Here is a 15,843-nt window from a genome sequence, read left to right as displayed (position 1 = left end):
CGGGCCGTCGTCGGCGGCGATGCCCCCGTGGACGTGCCCGTCATGCAGACTCCCCCGGCCTCGTTTTCACGGCGATGCCCCACGCCGCGAGCACGGCGATACCAAAGAACCAGGCCGCGCAGACCACCAGACCCGCAGCCCCGGTGCCGTTGACGGCCTCGCCGGCCGCGGATACGGGGGTGTGCCCGGCGATTCCGCGCAGGAGGGGACGGAAGTGGTCGGCGGGCATGAGCACCGTGTTGACGAACATCGCAACGATGATTAACGGGATGAGGGCCACGGATCCCTGGGGGCTGGTGATGGAGAACGCGATGTACGTGCCGGTGCATGCGGCCGCCGCGGCAACCATCGCGCCGGTCACCGTGATCCTCCACCACCAGGACACCTCAGGGGGGCTGTCGGAAAGCAAGGCGGCCACCGCCGCGACGACGACCGTCATCGCCATGATCCGGATGAACTCGGCGATGATCCGTGCGGTCGGCACGGCCGCGTACGGTGCCGGCATGGTGATCAACCGCTCGTGGAGGCCATTGCTGCGTTCAACGAACACAGTGGACGATCCCGTGATGGCCAAGATGAACGCCCACGTCGTCACGACCAGGATGACCGCGTTCGGGAATTCGAACTCTCCGGTGAGCTGCCTGACCAGGCCACCGAACATGCGGTTGACGATGAACAGGTACACGAGCGGAGCAATGAACGTCATGAACCAGAAGTCAGGGCGCAGCAGCCAAGTATGGACGATGCGCCGCAGATGCACGAAAATGGCGTCGATCATGATTCGCTCCTCAAGGTGAACCGGCGGATGAACAGGACGATTCCGACGACCGCCGCGACACCGAGCCACAGGGCGGCCTCTTCCCCGGCGTGATCCGGGAAGGTGCCCGGGGACGCCGCCCTGATCACCTCGATCACCGGCGAAAAAGGCATGTGGCGCACGATGTCGCGCAGGGAGCCGTCCAAAGCGGTCGCCGGAATGAACGCGGTGGAGAACATGAGCAGCAGCATTTCCAGCGCCTGGATCGATGAGGCTGTCGACACCGGGGCGGGCACCATCAGGATCACCCCGTCCGTGACCAGGGACAGGACCGCGGCGGCGAGCAGTGACCACAGGACTGTCCACGCGACGTCACCGAGAGCCATGTCGAGGCTGCAGGACCACGCGACGACCAGCAGCGCCGCGATCGACGCGGACATCCGCAGCACATCGGTGGCGAGCCTGCCGGCGACATAGCCGCCTGTGGCCCCGGGCAACACGCGCACGCGGTCAACGAGCCCGGATTCGACGTCCTGTCCCACCGCCATCGCCGACGCCGCGGCGGTGAACATCGCCGCCTGGAACAGGCAGCCGCCGAGCACGAAACGCAGGTACCCGAAGCCGGATTGCCCCGCCGAGTACCCAAACACCGCGTACAGGCACAGCAGGAAGAGGGGAGGAACGACGAACATGGAGATCAGCGACGCGGTGTTGCGTCGCAACAGCAGCAGATCCCGACGGAGGAACGCCGCGACCGACGTCGCACTCATCGCGCCGCACCCCCTGCGTTCATCGATATGAATACCTCGTTGAGGGTGGGCGGCGACACGCTCAGCGAATCCGGCAACGCTTCCGAGGCCTCCATCGCCTGCGCCACCGCCTCGAGGACCTGCGGTCCGGGGTCGACGTCGAGGGAGACCGACTTCCCCGCGACGCGGGCGCCGTCCAGGCACGTTCCTCCGAGGCAGCGGGCGAACGCCTCCGCCTCGGCGGTGGTGGCAAAGGACACGCGGAGCACGTGCGACCCGAAGTCGCGGCGCAATTCCTCCGGCGTTCCGCTGGCGACGATGCGGCGGTCCTTGAGCAGATGGACGTGGTCGGCCAGTGCCTCCGCCTCTTCCAGGTACTGGGTGGTCAGCACCAGGGTCATTCCGTCGTCCCGCAGTTGCCGGATGAAGCCCCACAGCTCTTCGCGGCTGACCGGGTCCAGCCCCGTCGTGGGTTCGTCGAGGAACAGCAGCCTGGGCACGACGCACAGCGACGCGGCGATGTCGAGGCGGCGCCGCATGCCACCTGAATAGGCCGACGCCAGCGTCGAGGCACTGTCTGCGAGCGAGAATTGCGCGAGCAGTTCCGTCGCGCGGGCGGCCGCGTCGGCGCGGTCGAGTCCGCGCAGACGCCCGAAGAACTCCAGGTTCTCCCGGCCGGTAAGGTTCTCGTCGATCGCCGCGAATTGGCCGGTGGTGGCAATGTCGGCGCGCACGCCCGCCGGGTCCTCTTTCACATCGCGCGAGAAGATGCTCACCTCGCCGGAGTCTGCGGTGATGAGCGTCGACAGGATTCGGATGAGGGTGGTCTTGCCTGCGCCGTTGTGGCCGAGGAACGACACGATCGACCCGGCGGGCACGGTGAAGCTCACGCCGTCGAGCACATGCTTGCGCATCCGGGCGCCGCGCTTTCCCTTGCGCCCGCCGTCCGGCGGGGCACCTGCCCCGCCTTCGGGCGGGGTGCCCGCATTGTCCGCAATCGGGTAGCTCTTCGTGAGGTCGCGGACGACGATCGCCGCACCTCGTTCAGCTTGATCCGTCATCGTTTCCCCTTTTCTTTGGTATCGCAGTGGGCCGCTGTCGGCAGCGGCCCCGTGGTCGGGTTGTCATGCGGCACCTCGATATGGATGCCCGCATCGCGGGCGAAGGCGAGGACCGGTTCGAGGAGCCGGGGGTGGCTGACGAGATCCCGGCACCCCGGCGCGACCGGCTTCCCCGCGACCGACGCAACGGTGGCGGCGGCAATAGCCGCGGTCATTTTGTAGGAACCCGGGCCAGTCGCCCGGACGACGGTTGTCTCGGCCGCCGACCCCGCATCGCCCGCGCCGGCGGAGGACAGTGCGATGACCAGCTCGGCGGGTTGCGGAGTGCCGTTCGCCCGCGCCTTCCGCGACGTCACGGCCGCCCCGAGACGGGCGAGCAGACCGGAGACGACGGGCATCGCGTACAGTCTCGACGTGCGGATCTTCTCCACCGACTCATCGAGGAGAGCATCGAAGGCGACGTGGTAGGAAAATCCGAGGATCGAGGGGCACACCCCGCGTACGACGTCGATGTCCGGGCATTCGTAGCCGATTCCGCTTTGCGACGACACCAGGTTGCGCCGCACTTCGACGATGGCGCCGCCGAGCATCGCGCGGTATCCGCCGCGAATGGTCCGGAACATCGACTCGACCGACGCGGCCCCGGATTCCTGGTCGGCGCCAATTCGCAGATCGACCCGCACATCGCGGACCTCTTCGGCCCCCGCAGCGCAGGCCCCGAGCATCAACAGGGCCGTCGACAAGCCCGGGCACAGGCCGAACCCGGTGAGCACGGGAACCCCCTCCCGCCGAGCATCCCCGTCGAGGGCCATGATTGCGCGGCGGGCGTCGATCGAATCGTTGACGTCGATGTACCCGGTGCCTGAGTCGATGCAAGCACGGGCGAGTGAGTCTGCATGCACCTCGAACGGGCCGATGCCGGCTTCGGCCAACCGAGTCGCAGCCGCCACCGCCTCCGCATGGACCCGGCCGTACGGGACGAGGACGTCCCGCCGACTCTCGACGAAGGTGATCCCCTTCTTCGTCTCATCGGCCTTGTCCCGAGGCACGTCGCTGATGGTCCGGATCGTGTTCACTGGTACCTCTTTCGGTTGTCGGCGCCATGCCGGTGCCGGGCGGACCGGGCCCGCATGGCGCGACCCGGAGGATGTGTCTGAAGGGTTGAAGCAACTGGGTGGGGCGCGTCTCCGTACAGGCTCGGAAACGCTCGCGGGCTCGGGCCCGCCGGTTCCGGGTGCCCGTCAAGTCACTGCGGACACCAGGGCGGCAACGAAGGCCGCGGCGGACGCTGCGGCCGCGAAACCGTCACGCACTCGCCAGGGGTGATCGGTGCGGAAGGTACGCCGCGGATGGCGGCCGAAGTTGCGCATCGCCAGGGTCAGGGACAGCTTTTCGGCGCAGCGCACGGCGCTGACGAACAGGGGAAAGGCGATGCGCGCGGGCGTCGTCGCGCGAATGAAGCCGGAGCGGAAAGACTGCCCCGGTCGCATCGAGCGCAATCTAATCGCCCATGTCAGCTGGGGGATTTCGCTGCGCAGGAACGCCGCGATGCTCACCCCGGAAATCGCTATGGTGCACCATGTGTAGGGCACCCGGAGGCGTTGCACCATGGCGTCGAAAAGCTCCTCGACGCGCATACACGCGGAGACCAGGACCGTCCCCGCAAACACGGCCGTCAGTAGCAGTCCGTGATGGATGCCGTGGCGGACAGCCTCCGCTGGATCCCCACTGCCGTAGAACTCGGAGCGCCACCCGAGCAGGCCGAAGAACACCCCGATCAACAGGACGAGGAGGACCTTCCCCGCCGTCGCCCGAACGTCACGTTCCGCGATCGCAGCGAGTGCGAGGAACGCGACCCCCGTCAGAGCGAGAACGGCGTCTCCGCCGGAGAGCAGCCCGGCGACGAGGACGAGCATCACCGCCGCGACAATCGTGATGGCGTTCAACCCCGCGCGCCTTCGAGCGGCGGATCCACTGGTCCAGGGGCTTTCGTCCAAGGACGTCCGTGCGCCGGCCGCGGGCAGTGCGCGATCCCGCCGGGACGACTCCGGGGAAGCCGGCACGTCGGCTGCGGGACCGGACCAGGCGACCTTCCCTTCGGCGACGATGCTCGCCCGATCCGCCCACGTTCGCGCAGCACGGCGGTCGTGGCACGTGAACACAACGGTTCCGCCGGCCCCTGCGTATTCCGCTAGGGCATCCAGTACGATGCGCGAGCTCGGCGAATCCAGATGCGCCAACGGCTCGTCGAGAAGCAGCAAACGGCGATTGGCCGCCACCGCCAGGAAGATGCCCAACCGTCTTTTCTGTCCGCCCGACAGGACGAACGGCGAGACGGGGTCAAGTGCCCGGGGGCACAAGGCTTCCCGCAGTTTCCGCAGCTCATCGGCGCCGAGTGGTCCGTGCGGGTCCGTGCCGGCCAGCGCGGAGTCGATTTCCGCGGCGACGGTCGCGCGGGTGAACTGGTGCTCGGGGTTCTGGAACGCCAACGACGCGAAGGCGTCGGGGACGCGCCGGGCGGACGCGCCGTCAATCCGGAGGTCCGCTCCCGCCTTCATCTGGCCCGACAGCACCGCCAGCAAGGTGGACTTACCGGCTCCGTTGGCACCGACTAGGGCATGAATCTCGCCCCGTTCCAGTGTCAGATCGGCCCCGTTCAGGATCCTCTCCCCGCCTCGGGCCACGTGGGTTCCGGTCAAGGCCAGCAGTGGAACGGCATCCGCCTCCGATTCCGGATTGGGACGGTCCGGCACCCCCGTGCCCGGCGTACTGGCGTCCGGCGTTCCGGCGGTCGCGGCCGTCGTCGCAATGCCCTTCACCGCGATGCCATCCGGCGCTCCGTGGGCGGCGACGCTCCCGTCCGCATCGAGGATCGTCACCGTGTCGACCCACCCGTCGAACGGGCTGAGGTCGTGCTCGATGAGCAGGATGACGCGCCCCGGGGCCCGCAAATCACGGATGGCGGCGAACAGCGACCGGCGACCGTCCTCGTCGACGTGGGCCGCGGGCTCGTCGAAGATCATGACCTCCGGCGCCCTGGCCACCGCACCGGCGATGGCCATCCGCTGGCGTTGCCCGCCCGACAAAGCCCACGGATCCTTCTCCGCGAGCTCTGACAGCCCGAGCTCCGATAGAGCCTCGGCTGATCGCTTGGCGACGATACCGGCTTCCACGAGGGAAAACTCGAGGGCCATGGCCACGTCATCGACGACTCGGAGCGTGAGCACCTGCGTCGCCGGGTCTTGCCCGACGAAGGTGACCCGGTCCCCGTCCACGGGGCGTTCGGTGCCGTCGGCATCGACGATGTGCACGAATCCGGCATGGTCGATGGGGATGTGCGAGGGAATCAGTCCAGCGATGAGGTGGGCCAGGCTTGTCTTTCCGCATCCCACGGGTCCCGTGATGGCGTTGATCGTGCCGAAATCGAAGGAGAGATCCACCATGTCGGGTGCCCATCGCCCATCGGCGTGCCGCACGCCCGCGCCCCTAACCCGTAACCGGGCCGGGGCCGTCCCGCGTGTCGCACCGGCGCACGCGGGTGCTCCGCCGGTCACCGGGTGACCCCGCGGCTGCGAAGCCCCTTTGCGACGGCAAAGCCCAGGACCAAAAACACCAAGCTCGAGGCCAAGGCTACGGCGAAGCTGATCAGGGTCATGGGCGTGGTCGGCGAGTCGACGCCAACTGCGCGCGGGGCCATCGTTCCCATCAGCGCGGAGAACAACATCGCCGACGCCACGAACTGGGTACGCGTCCACCGCCGGTACAGGGTGACCATGAATGGAAGCTCGATGAGCAATCCTTCCATGATCAGCGCCCCGATCGCGGCGACGCCGAACGGGGTGGTCGCCGCGGACACGACGCCCATGGCAAGGCACGCAATGAGGCTCGCGCCAGGCTTGCGGACGACGATGAGGGGAACGACGCACTGCAGGAACCACAACCCGAGCGTCGCCGCGACGAGATAAACGTGGGCGATGCCGGCGAACACCTGCAGGTAGGTCAGGGGCACGACGACGAGAGACCCCGCGACGCCGATCGCGGCGGCGACGAGCATATCGCGGGTGGATGGTCGGCCACCCGCTGCGACCGGTGCGACGTGTACCAACCGCCCGTCGTCCGTCTGCGACGCCACCGCGTCGCCGTCGCCCGTCCCGTCCGGGCCCGCGTCCCCGACTCCCCCTCCGGAGAGGGGTTCTCTGGTCGATCCACGTTTTCTGTTCATCGTCGCCGCCTCGCTTCCGTTGCCGATTCCCGATCGGAACATAACTTGAAACAGTATTAGGTTAGGCAATCCTTATCAACTTATGCCAGACTCGAATTATTGACTTTGCCCCCGCTTCCCCCCATTACGTTGTTAGCAGTTCCACCTCAGGGCACCGAAGATTCATAGCCTGTCCACCCGATTGGGCTGGTTATGTTTATTTCCGGTCCCTCCGTCTGAAAGGACAGTGGAACTAGTCGCTGGCTTCGGTATGGCTTGTTCCCGCCCCTGTCTGAAAATGATCCGGGGGTGATGCCGCCGAAGACAGTGACATCCTCAAACTGCTAATAGGAACCCGACCCAGCCCAGGTGGTATGAGGTCTCACAGTAATGTGGATGCCAGCGCAAGCATGTCCGACAACCCCAGCGATGAAGCTTAAATAGTCCAACTTCTAATTCATCGCTAGGAGGCATACACCGATGGCCTATGACTTCGTCATTGGCGTAGACGTCGGCAAATACTTCCACCACGCCTGCGTCCTCGATCCCCAAGGCAGGCAAGTCCTGTCCAAACGCATCAATCAGCATGAAGGCTCGCTACGCAAGCTCTTCGGCCAATTCCTCGCCGACAACGCCTCGGCCCTTGTCATTGTCGATCAGCCAAACAACATCGGCCGATTAACCGTCGCAGTCGCCCAAGACATGGGGGCAGATGTTCGCCATCTACCAGGGCTTGCGATGCGGCAGCTCTCTCGCATCCACGTCGGCAACTCCAAGACCGATGTACGCGACGCCTACGTCATCGCCCATGCCGGTCTTAACCTTCCAGATTCCCTGCGCAGTGTCGACCGCGTTGAGGAAGTCTTTATCCAGCTGATTTAGGTCGTGACAGCGGCATCCTCCGAGATAGGCTCGATGCCCAGGCGGTTGAGCATGTAGAGCACGCGGGCTCCGAGGTCATCGGCCAGCTCGCGGGTCTCCTCGACGGTTTCTGCCGTAGCGATATCCCAAATCTTGATGTCCTTGCCGGCCTCATCGCGCGGGATTTCGCGGCCGAGGTACACAATGATGTCCGGGATAGTGACCAAGCGTAGGTCCTCGACGTAGCGGTCCGGGTGCTTCGCCATGCCGCGCTCTTGGAGCACGTGGGCCATGTGGGAATCGGGATCATTTTCAGGGTGGGCTACGGCGGCATCGACGAGCAGGGCCTCGCCAGCGTACTTCTTCGTCAGCGCCACAGCAGCCTGCGCCAAGGCGTGGTCGGTGCCCGCGGCAAACCGCACGTGGATGCGGTGGGTGCCAAAGTGCTCGCGCACCTCGCGCTCCACCATCACGGGAATGAATTCTTCTAAAGTCGCACCAGCTTCGTGACGCGCGATGGTGGCATCGAGGAAGGAATCAATCTCCTGCGCGGTGTATTCGTGGCCATAATCGGCATGCAAGTCTTGGCGCAACGTATCGAAACGGCGGGCGTTCGGGGAAGTCATCTCTAAACTCACTTTCTGTTCGCCTATTGTTAACCTGCTGTTAACTTTAGGCGATTGTTGGCCCGACCACAAGTTTTATTTCTTTGGTCTAGCTCCATGCGCTGGCGAAACCTACCAAAGAAAGGCCAAAGGCCTGCCGGGTGTTCCGGCAGGCCTTCCTGGATTGCTCCTTCTTCTTATCGGGAATGCGCGTTGCGCGACTGCGCAGCTTGAGGTGCTCCTCGAGCCGCTCCGGGGACATCTTCCACATGCTGCGGTCTGCGCGTTTCTTCTTGCGCTGAGCCATGCCGTCACCTCCTTCCATCGAGGTGTTTCAGCATAGCGCGCCACGCTACGCTGCGGGGAGCAGCCGGGACAGCGCCGCAACTTAGTGGCCGCGCTCCTGCTCCAGGGCCTTGCCCTCATTCCAGAACGGAGCCAGCTTGTTGTCGAACATACTCAGCGCAGAGGCGATGGCCATGTGCATATCCAGATACTGGTAGGTGCCCAGGCGGCCACCGAAGAGAACCTGGTTCTCGCGAGCCTCCGCGGCGGCAAGCTTGCGGTAAGCCTCCAGCTTGGAGCGGTCCTCCGGGGTGTTGATCGGGTAGTACGGTTCATCACCCTTCTCCGCGAAGCGCGAATACTCCTTCATAATCACCGTCTTATCCTTGGGGTACTTATCGGCGCGCTCCGGGTGGAAGTGGCGGAACTCGTGGATGCGGGTGTAGTCCACGTCCGCGTCGTTGTAGTTCATCACCGGGGTTCCCTGGAAGTCACCGGTCTCCAGCACCTCCATGTCGAAATCGAGCGTGCGCCAGCCCAGCTCGCCCTCAGCGAAGTCGAAGTAGCGGTCCAGCGGGCCAGTGTAAACCACCGGCGCGTTTGGCGACGCCTCCCGCAGCTCCTCGCGGACGTCGAACCAGTCGGTATTGAGGCGGACGTCAATAAGCTCGTGCTCCGCCATCTTCTCCAACCATGCGGCGTAGCCATCGACGGGCAGGCCCTCGTAGGTGTCGTTGAAGTAGCGGTTGTTGAAGGTATAGCGCACCGGCAGGCGCGTAATATTACCGGCCGGCAGCTCCTTCGGATCGGTCTGCCACTGCTTGGCGGTGTAGTCGCGGATGAAGGCCTCGTAGAGCGGACGGCCAATGAGCGCGATGGCTTTCTCCTCCAGGTTCTTCGCCTCATCCACGGCGAACTCACCAGCCTGCTCCTTGATGAGCTGGCGTGCCTCATCCGGGGAGTAGTAGCGGCCGAAGAACTGGTTAATCAGGCCCAGGCCCATCGGGAACTGATAGGCCGTGCCGTCATGCATGGCAAAGACGCGGTGCTGGTAGTCAGTGAAATCGGTGAACTGGTTGCAGTAGTCCCACACGCGCTTGTTCGACGTGTGGAAGAGGTGCGCGCCGTACTTGTGGACCTCGATGCCGGTCTCCGGCTCAGCCTCCGAGTAGGCGTTGCCGCCCAGGTGCTCGCGGCGCTCGACGATGAGCACCTTCTTGCCCAGCTGGGAGGCTGCGCGCTCGGCCACGGTGAGGCCAAAGAATCCAGATCCAACAACAATGAGGTCATATGCAGTCATGGGCATCAGCTTAAAGCAGTAACGCGCATAGAACGGCGGGTGACACCCAAGCGAGAAAACTCGCGTGTCACACCCCCTTTCACTCCAACACCTGACGTAACATCTGTCCCGTTAGTTAACTTTTTGCGCTCCTTTTAACCTTGTGGCGCACACCATCCTAGGGAGTAACAGTGCACCTCAAACGTCGTCTTGTTCCCGCGAAATCGACGTGGTCCACGCCGATTATCGCCACGGTCGCCTCGATCGCTGTAGTTGCTGCCGCAGCCGTGGGCGGCCAAACCCTTATCCACACCCAGGAAGCGGGCAGCGGGCCCATCGAAGTGAGCTCGGCCTCCGAGTCCTTTGGTTCTGGCGAAACGGTCGTGGTGGATGACCCGGCCATCGCCGCCCAAGGCGAGGGCGAAGGCCCGCGCGCGGTCAAGCAATTCCACCGCGATGAGACCTTCTCCTCTTTTGCCGTGACTTGGAAGGGCGCGCGCGATGTCGCTGCCTTCGTCCGCGCCAAGCAGCCAGACGGGTCCTGGTCCGAGTGGTACGACATGGACTCAATGTCCTACAACAACGATGATCCGAACGCCACGAACGGCACCGAGCTCATCTTCGTGGGCGATACCAACGACGTGCAGGTCTCCATCAACAATGTGGACCTCGTGACTGGGTCGAACTTGGACGAAGAGTTCACCGAGACCCCCGTTGAGGACGCCGCGCTTGACGACGCCTCCTTCAACGTCGGCGACATCGCCCCCGTCGCTGAGGCCGAAGAGCTTCCCGCCAATAGCGACGTGGAAGGCCTCGAGGCGGTCTTCATGGACGGCAACGCCCAGGAGGGCGAGGTCATCGAGCCAACCGCTGAGACCGATGGCATGCCGCGCGTGGTTTCGCGCGCCGGCTGGGGCGCGGATGAGAGCATCCGCTGCTCGAGTCCCACCTATGATGATGGTGTGGAGGCCATTGCGCTGCACCACACCGCGGGCTCCAATAACTACACCCGCGCGCAGGCGGCCGCGCAGGTGCGCGCCGCGTACAAGTACCACGCCCAGAACCTGGGATGGTGCGATATCGGATACAACGCGCTGGTCGATAAATACGGCACCATCTACGAGGGCCGCTACGGCGGTCTCGCTAAAGCTGTGCAGGGTGCGCACATCGGCGGTTTTAACAAGAACACGTGGGGTATCTCCATGATCGGCAACTACGAGACTGCGCAGCCGACGGAAGCCCTCTTGGAATCTGTCACCGACCTCGCCGGCTGGAAGGGCGCCATTTCCGGTGTCGATCCGACCTCCCGCGTCTCCCTTCGCTCGGAAGGCTTCGGTGGTTCGCGCTACCCAGCAGGCGCCTCTGCCCCGGTCTACGGCCTCTTCGGGCACAGCGACGTTCACTTCACTGCCTGCCCGGGTAAATACACCATTGCCCAGTGGCCGACTATCCGCCAGGCAGCGCACAAGAAGTACCTCGCCATCAAGTCGGGTGCGTCTGGTTCGACGTCCACGGACTGGGGCAGCGGAAATACCTCTACGCCAGACTCCTCTGGCTCCACGCCGAAAAACAATGCGCCGTCCGCTCCCGCACCGGCCGCTCCGGCACAGGAGGCAACGTCCTCGCTGGGCGATACCGAAATCCCGATGAGCACCATCACCGCACTAGTCGGCCTGGCTGGCACGCTCTTCGCCATCATGTATGCCCGCTCGGACCAGCAGATTGACACGGATAAGACGGTCAATGGCCTGCCGCTGGAGCAGATCCCGGGCATCGTGACCAAGGTGTTGGCCCTGAGCAAGAACGAGGGCCTGAAGCAAACGTGGACGGCAGTCCTTAATGCCTTCGGCCCGGCGCTGGGCCTGGCGGTCGGCGGTCCGGATGAGTCCGCCGGCATCATCTACCAGCTCTTCCAGAACGGCGTCGTGCTGAGCTCCGAAGACACCGGTACACACGCTCTGGTGGGACGCATCGCCAAGGAATGGGCGTCCGGCAACAACTCGGCGACGCTCGGCTTGCCGACGTCCGACGAAGTCCCCACCGGCCTCGGCAAGGAAGTCCGCGTGCAGTTCCAGGGCGGATCCATTGTCTACAACCCGGAGACTGAGCAGATTCAGGTCTTCACGGACTAATCCCAGCCGCACCGTGTGTACGTGCAGGTCTGTGGGATCGCCAATGTAGCGGGAGCCACCGGGTGGCTTCCGCTTCGGCGTGTGTTTGGGATTGGGGTTTAGGTATCCGGCGGTACTGGTAAGTCCCCGTTGGCCTGCTGCTTCAATGCTGCTTGTGCCGCTTGGTATGCCGGCTGGGAAGTAATCGGCTCCGCCCAGGGTGGCACATAATCCACCCCGCCCCGCAACCTAAAGACATAACCCGCACCAGTCGGCTTATCCGGATCATCGTCATTAATGCCATTGTGATAAGCACACAACATCGTCAAATTCGGCGGATCCGTCGCACCACCAGCCTGCCACGGCACCAAATGATGCACCTGACAATAATCCGCCGGCTTATTACAACCTTCACGCGCACACGTCGGATGCTCCGCACTGGCCATTACCCGCTGCTCAAACCCCGCCAAACGCCGCACCCGATGCAACCACACCGGCCCAACCGTGGGATGCACCAACGTCACATACCCAACCTCGGCAAATTTATAGGTCACAAACTCCCGACCAGTCATCCGCCCACCATTAGTCAGCACAAGCTCAATATCATCGCCCTCACCCCGCACAATCTGGTCCAACTCATCCAAAGTGACCACCACATTGGTCGCCACCGCAGGCTTAGTGCCCCCATGCGACTTTTCAAAGAACACCCGGCCTGCCGCATCCAACAAATCAGCCGGATTAATCGACTCCAAAGTCCCGCGCATCTCACTAATGCGCAAGGCTGAATCAGTAATCGTCAACGAATGCGGCCCCACCTTCCGATACGTCAACCGCACCCCAGGTTCAGGCACCCGCCGCGGCCGCAACTGCTTCAAACGGTCCTTCGCCACCTTCGGGATACGGTCTGCCGGAGTCCCCGCCAACCTGACACGCAAATTCCACGCATCCAACTCTTTTTTCACCCTGGCGGTATACGACTCAATCAAACTCAACGTCGCCACATCATGCCTTTGAGCAACCGCAGCCGCACGGGCCTGGCGCTGCTTGCCCGTAAAACGCGTCGGCCCGAAATACGCCCCATGCAACCCGGCCAACTCCACAGCATCAGCCAACGAGGCACCACGCGCGCGTAAATCATCCACACTGCCCACCGCAAGCCCCACAAGATCCAACCCCGAACTGCGGTAGGAGAAATAAGTCTCCAAATCCCCCATGCGACAAAGACTAAAACACCACCACCCACCCCGCAACCGGAGACAGAAAACTCTTAGGCTCCGCTATAAACAGGGCAGGTAGCGCGGGGTTTCACGGCTACAGCGCGGCGGGGCACAGCAGTGCTAGAACCAACGCTCAAGGACCTTAGCCACACCTGCTTGGTGGTGCGCTACCGTCACCGTATCTGCGGCCGCCACGACATCCGGGTGTGCGTTCTCCATGGCAACACCGCACCCGGCCCACTCGAGCATCTCGATATCGTTGGGCATATCTCCAAAGGCGATGATGTCTTCGCGGGCGATACCATGATGCTCGGCCAACCACTTAATTCCACGGCGCTTCGTTACGTTGGGGGCCGCGACCTCTAGGATGCCCTCGGACATCGAGTAGGTCACGTGGGCAAGCTCGGGATCGATGTGCGGAGCAATAAGCTCGTAGAGCTCCGGCGCGGAGAACGCCGTATTGCGAATTAGGAGCTTGACCGCCGGTCGGGACACCAACTCCCCCACGCTGACCAGACCGAAGCCTTCAAAGAGCGCATTCTCCGAATAGTGTGATTCCACCACGAAGAGTTCCTCAACCGGATCCAAAACCGAGCCGCCCGCACGTTCCGCACCGAAACCTACGCCGCCATGAGGTCCAAGCACCTTCGCGGCCACCTCTACGGTTTCCGCGAGGGCCTCCGACGAGAGCTCGTGGGCGGAGAGCACGCGGTCTTCTGCCGAGTCATAAATCACCGCACCATTTGATGTCACGCACACCGGGCGCACGGTCAGCTGCTCCAGTACGGGCATGATCCAGCGGAAGGGCCGGCCGGTCGCCAGCGCAAACTCGCTGCCCGCGGCGACCGCGCGGGCCACAGCTTCGCGGTTTCGCCTGGGCACCCGGTGGTTTCGATCCAACAAGGTGCCATCGATATCGCTAATGATGAGGCGCGGAGCGCGGTCCGAAAATACGTCACTGGCCATAGCCCTGAGTCTACGTCAGGCAGGCACCCCCGCAGCGCTGGCAGACACAACAACGTCCACTGCTGCCATGGAGCCCCACCATCGCGCCACGTTTAGCCGCAGCCCCTCCCCACACGAAAACGACGAAGGCGGCCGCCACGAGAATGCTCGTGGTAGCCGCGCTTTCGTGCGAAGAGTCCTGCTTAGGGCTTAAGCGATAACGTCGTCATCGTCCACGTCTTCCCAGTTCAGGGAACGCTTGATGGCGCGCTTCCAATCGCGGTAGAGAGCCTCAACTTCTTCCTTCTCACGCTGTGGCTTCCACACCTTGAAATCACCCTGCTGGGAGCTCAGCACGCTGAGGTCATCCCAGAAGCCGGAATCGAGGCCCGCAGCGAAGGCCGCACCGGTAGCGGTGGTCTCCACGTTCTTCGGGCGGTGAACCTCCACACCAAGCATGTCCGCTTGGAACTGCATGAGTAGCTCGTTCATGGTCATGCCGCCGTCGACACGCAGCTCGGTGATTTCCACGCCGGAGTCAGCGATCATGGCATCGGCGACGTCGCGAGTCTGGTACGCGGTGGACTCGAGGACGGCGCGTGCTAGGTGCTTGCGGTTGGCGTAGCGGGTCAGGCCCACGATGACACCGCGGGCATCCGGGCGCCAGTACGGAGCGAAGAGCCCCGAGAAGGCCGGCACGATGTAGACGCCACCGTTGTCCTTGACCTCGCGCGCCAGGTTCTCAATGGACGCGGAGTTCGGAATGAGCTGCAGATTATCGCGCAGCCACTGCACCAGAGAACCACCCATGGAGACGGAACCCTCGAGCGCGTAGACCGGACGCTCGCCCTCGCGCTGGAAGCACACAGTGGTCAACAGGCCGTTCTCAGAGAACTTTGGAGTGGTACCGGTGTTGAGCAGGAGGAACAGGCCGGTGCCGTAAGTGTTCTTGGCAGAACCCGGGCGGAAGCAGCCCTGGCCAAACATGGCGGCCTGCTGGTCACCCAGGATGGCGCGAATCGGCACACCGGACAGCGAGCCACGCTCGCGGACAGTGCGGAAGTCGCCCAGGGACGGACGGATCTCCGGGAGCATGGAGGTCGGGATACCCATCTCCTTGCACAGTTCCTCATCCCACTCGAGCTTCTCGATGTCCATGAGGAGGGTACGGGAGGCATTGGTGACATCGGTCGCGTGCAGGGCCTCTTGGCCGTTGTCGCCGTCGGCGCCACCGGTGAGGTTCCACAGCAACCAGGTATCGATGGTGCCGAAAAGCAGCTCGCCAGCCTCAGCGCGCTCGCGGGCGCCCTCGACGTTATCGAGGATCCACTTCACCTTCGGGCCGGCAGGGTAGGAATTGATGATGAGACCGGTGCGACGACGCCACTTGTCCGCACCGTCGTCGCCGGCGAGTTCCTTACAAATGTCGGTGGTTCGGGTGTCCTGCCACACGATGGCGTTGTAGACCGGCTTGCCGGTGTTCTTGTCCCACACAACGGTGGTCTCACGCTGGTTGGTGATACCCAAAGCGGCGATGTCTTCAACGTTGATGTCGCCGTTGGCCAAGGCCTCACCCACCGCGCGGCGGGTATTGCTCCAGATTTCCTCTGGGTCATGCTCGACCCAGCCCTTCTCTGGGAAAATCTGCTCGTGCTCGAGCTGGCCGACGGACACCTGCTCTCCGTCGTGGTTGAAAATGATGCAACGCGTGGAGGTCGTACCCTGGTCAATCGCTGCAACGTAGCTCTTGGTGGACATAACTTTCTCCTTGT

General features: G+C 63.9%; 13 protein-coding genes and 1 pseudogene. 2 read left to right on the top strand and 12 right to left on the bottom strand.

The features are described from left to right. Positions 1-40: 40 nt before the first annotated feature. The 6 genes from QP363_RS05495 to QP363_RS05470 form a co-directional block, all read right to left on the bottom strand. Positions 41-778 (bottom strand): ABC transporter permease, encoded by a 738-nt coding sequence (locus QP363_RS05495; RefSeq protein ID WP_284763251.1) that lies wholly within the window; start codon positions 776-778, stop codon positions 41-43. Next, entirely contained in the window at positions 775-1,527 is a 753-nt protein-coding gene (locus QP363_RS05490; RefSeq protein WP_070525922.1) for an ABC transporter permease, read from the bottom strand. Before QP363_RS05490 ends, QP363_RS05495 begins: the two co-directional genes overlap by 4 nt. Continuing rightward, on the bottom strand, positions 1,524-2,567 hold the full coding sequence (locus tag QP363_RS05485) for an ATP-binding cassette domain-containing protein (protein WP_284763247.1): 1,044 nt from the start codon (positions 2,565-2,567) through the stop codon (positions 1,524-1,526). The genes QP363_RS05490 and QP363_RS05485 overlap by 4 nt, the downstream gene beginning before the upstream one ends. Beyond that, positions 2,564-3,643 (bottom strand): saccharopine dehydrogenase, encoded by a 1,080-nt coding sequence (locus QP363_RS05480; protein WP_284763245.1) that lies wholly within the window; start codon positions 3,641-3,643, stop codon positions 2,564-2,566. Before QP363_RS05480 ends, QP363_RS05485 begins: the two co-directional genes overlap by 4 nt. Positions 3,644-3,808: 165 nt before the next feature. Beyond that, a complete protein-coding gene (locus QP363_RS05475) occupies positions 3,809-6,010 on the bottom strand; it encodes an ATP-binding cassette domain-containing protein (protein ID WP_284763244.1) in 2,202 nt (733 codons plus the stop codon). Between the two features lie 107 nt (positions 6,011-6,117). Next, positions 6,118-6,621 (bottom strand): ECF transporter S component, encoded by a 504-nt coding sequence (locus QP363_RS05470; protein WP_230307979.1) that lies wholly within the window; start codon positions 6,619-6,621, stop codon positions 6,118-6,120. Between the two features lie 627 nt (positions 6,622-7,248). Here QP363_RS05470 and QP363_RS05465 point away from each other — a divergent pair. Further along, positions 7,249-7,644 (top strand): annotated as a pseudogene (locus tag QP363_RS05465) (IS110 family transposase); the annotation flags it as partial. A 2-nt stretch (positions 7,645-7,646) separates the two neighbouring features. Here the strand turns inward: QP363_RS05465 and QP363_RS05460 are convergent. From QP363_RS05460 to glf, 3 genes are all read right to left on the bottom strand, one after another. Further along, a complete protein-coding gene (locus QP363_RS05460) occupies positions 7,647-8,255 on the bottom strand; it encodes a three-helix bundle dimerization domain-containing protein (protein ID WP_284763241.1) in 609 nt (202 codons plus the stop codon). A gap of 88 nt (positions 8,256-8,343) precedes the next feature. Beyond that, entirely contained in the window at positions 8,344-8,541 is a 198-nt protein-coding gene (locus QP363_RS05455) for a hypothetical protein (protein ID WP_284763240.1), read from the bottom strand. 81 nt (positions 8,542-8,622) lie between these two features. Next, positions 8,623-9,819: a UDP-galactopyranose mutase gene (glf, locus tag QP363_RS05450; RefSeq protein WP_284763239.1), complete on the bottom strand. Its 1,197-nt coding sequence runs from the start codon at positions 9,817-9,819 to the stop codon at positions 8,623-8,625. Between the two features lie 170 nt (positions 9,820-9,989). On the opposite strand from glf, the gene QP363_RS05445 reads away from it, so the two are divergent. Further along, a complete protein-coding gene (locus QP363_RS05445; protein ID WP_284763238.1) occupies positions 9,990-11,930 on the top strand; it encodes an N-acetylmuramoyl-L-alanine amidase in 1,941 nt (646 codons plus the stop codon). 98 nt (positions 11,931-12,028) lie between these two features. Here QP363_RS05445 and QP363_RS05440 read toward each other — a convergent pair whose 3' ends face one another. The 3 genes from QP363_RS05440 to glpK all read right to left on the bottom strand — a co-directional run bounded on the left by QP363_RS05440 (position 12,029) and on the right by glpK (position 15,829). Continuing rightward, on the bottom strand, positions 12,029-13,123 hold the full coding sequence (locus QP363_RS05440) for an HNH endonuclease signature motif containing protein (protein ID WP_284763236.1): 1,095 nt from the start codon (positions 13,121-13,123) through the stop codon (positions 12,029-12,031). A gap of 123 nt (positions 13,124-13,246) precedes the next feature. After that, positions 13,247-14,092 carry an HAD family hydrolase gene (locus tag QP363_RS05435; RefSeq protein WP_284763235.1) on the bottom strand — a complete coding sequence of 282 codons (846 nt, stop codon included), beginning with the start codon at positions 14,090-14,092 and terminating at the stop codon, positions 13,247-13,249. 189 nt (positions 14,093-14,281) lie between these two features. Further along, on the bottom strand, positions 14,282-15,829 hold the full coding sequence (glpK, locus tag QP363_RS05430) for a glycerol kinase GlpK (RefSeq protein WP_284763234.1): 1,548 nt from the start codon (positions 15,827-15,829) through the stop codon (positions 14,282-14,284). Positions 15,830-15,843 lie beyond the last annotated feature (14 nt).

It is taken from the genome of Corynebacterium sp. UMB6689, assembly GCF_030215295.1.
Lineage (GTDB): Bacteria > Actinomycetota > Actinomycetes > Mycobacteriales > Mycobacteriaceae > Corynebacterium > Corynebacterium aurimucosum.
Note: the sequence above shows the minus strand (reverse complement) of the source record. Positions and strands in the feature narration are given on the sequence as shown.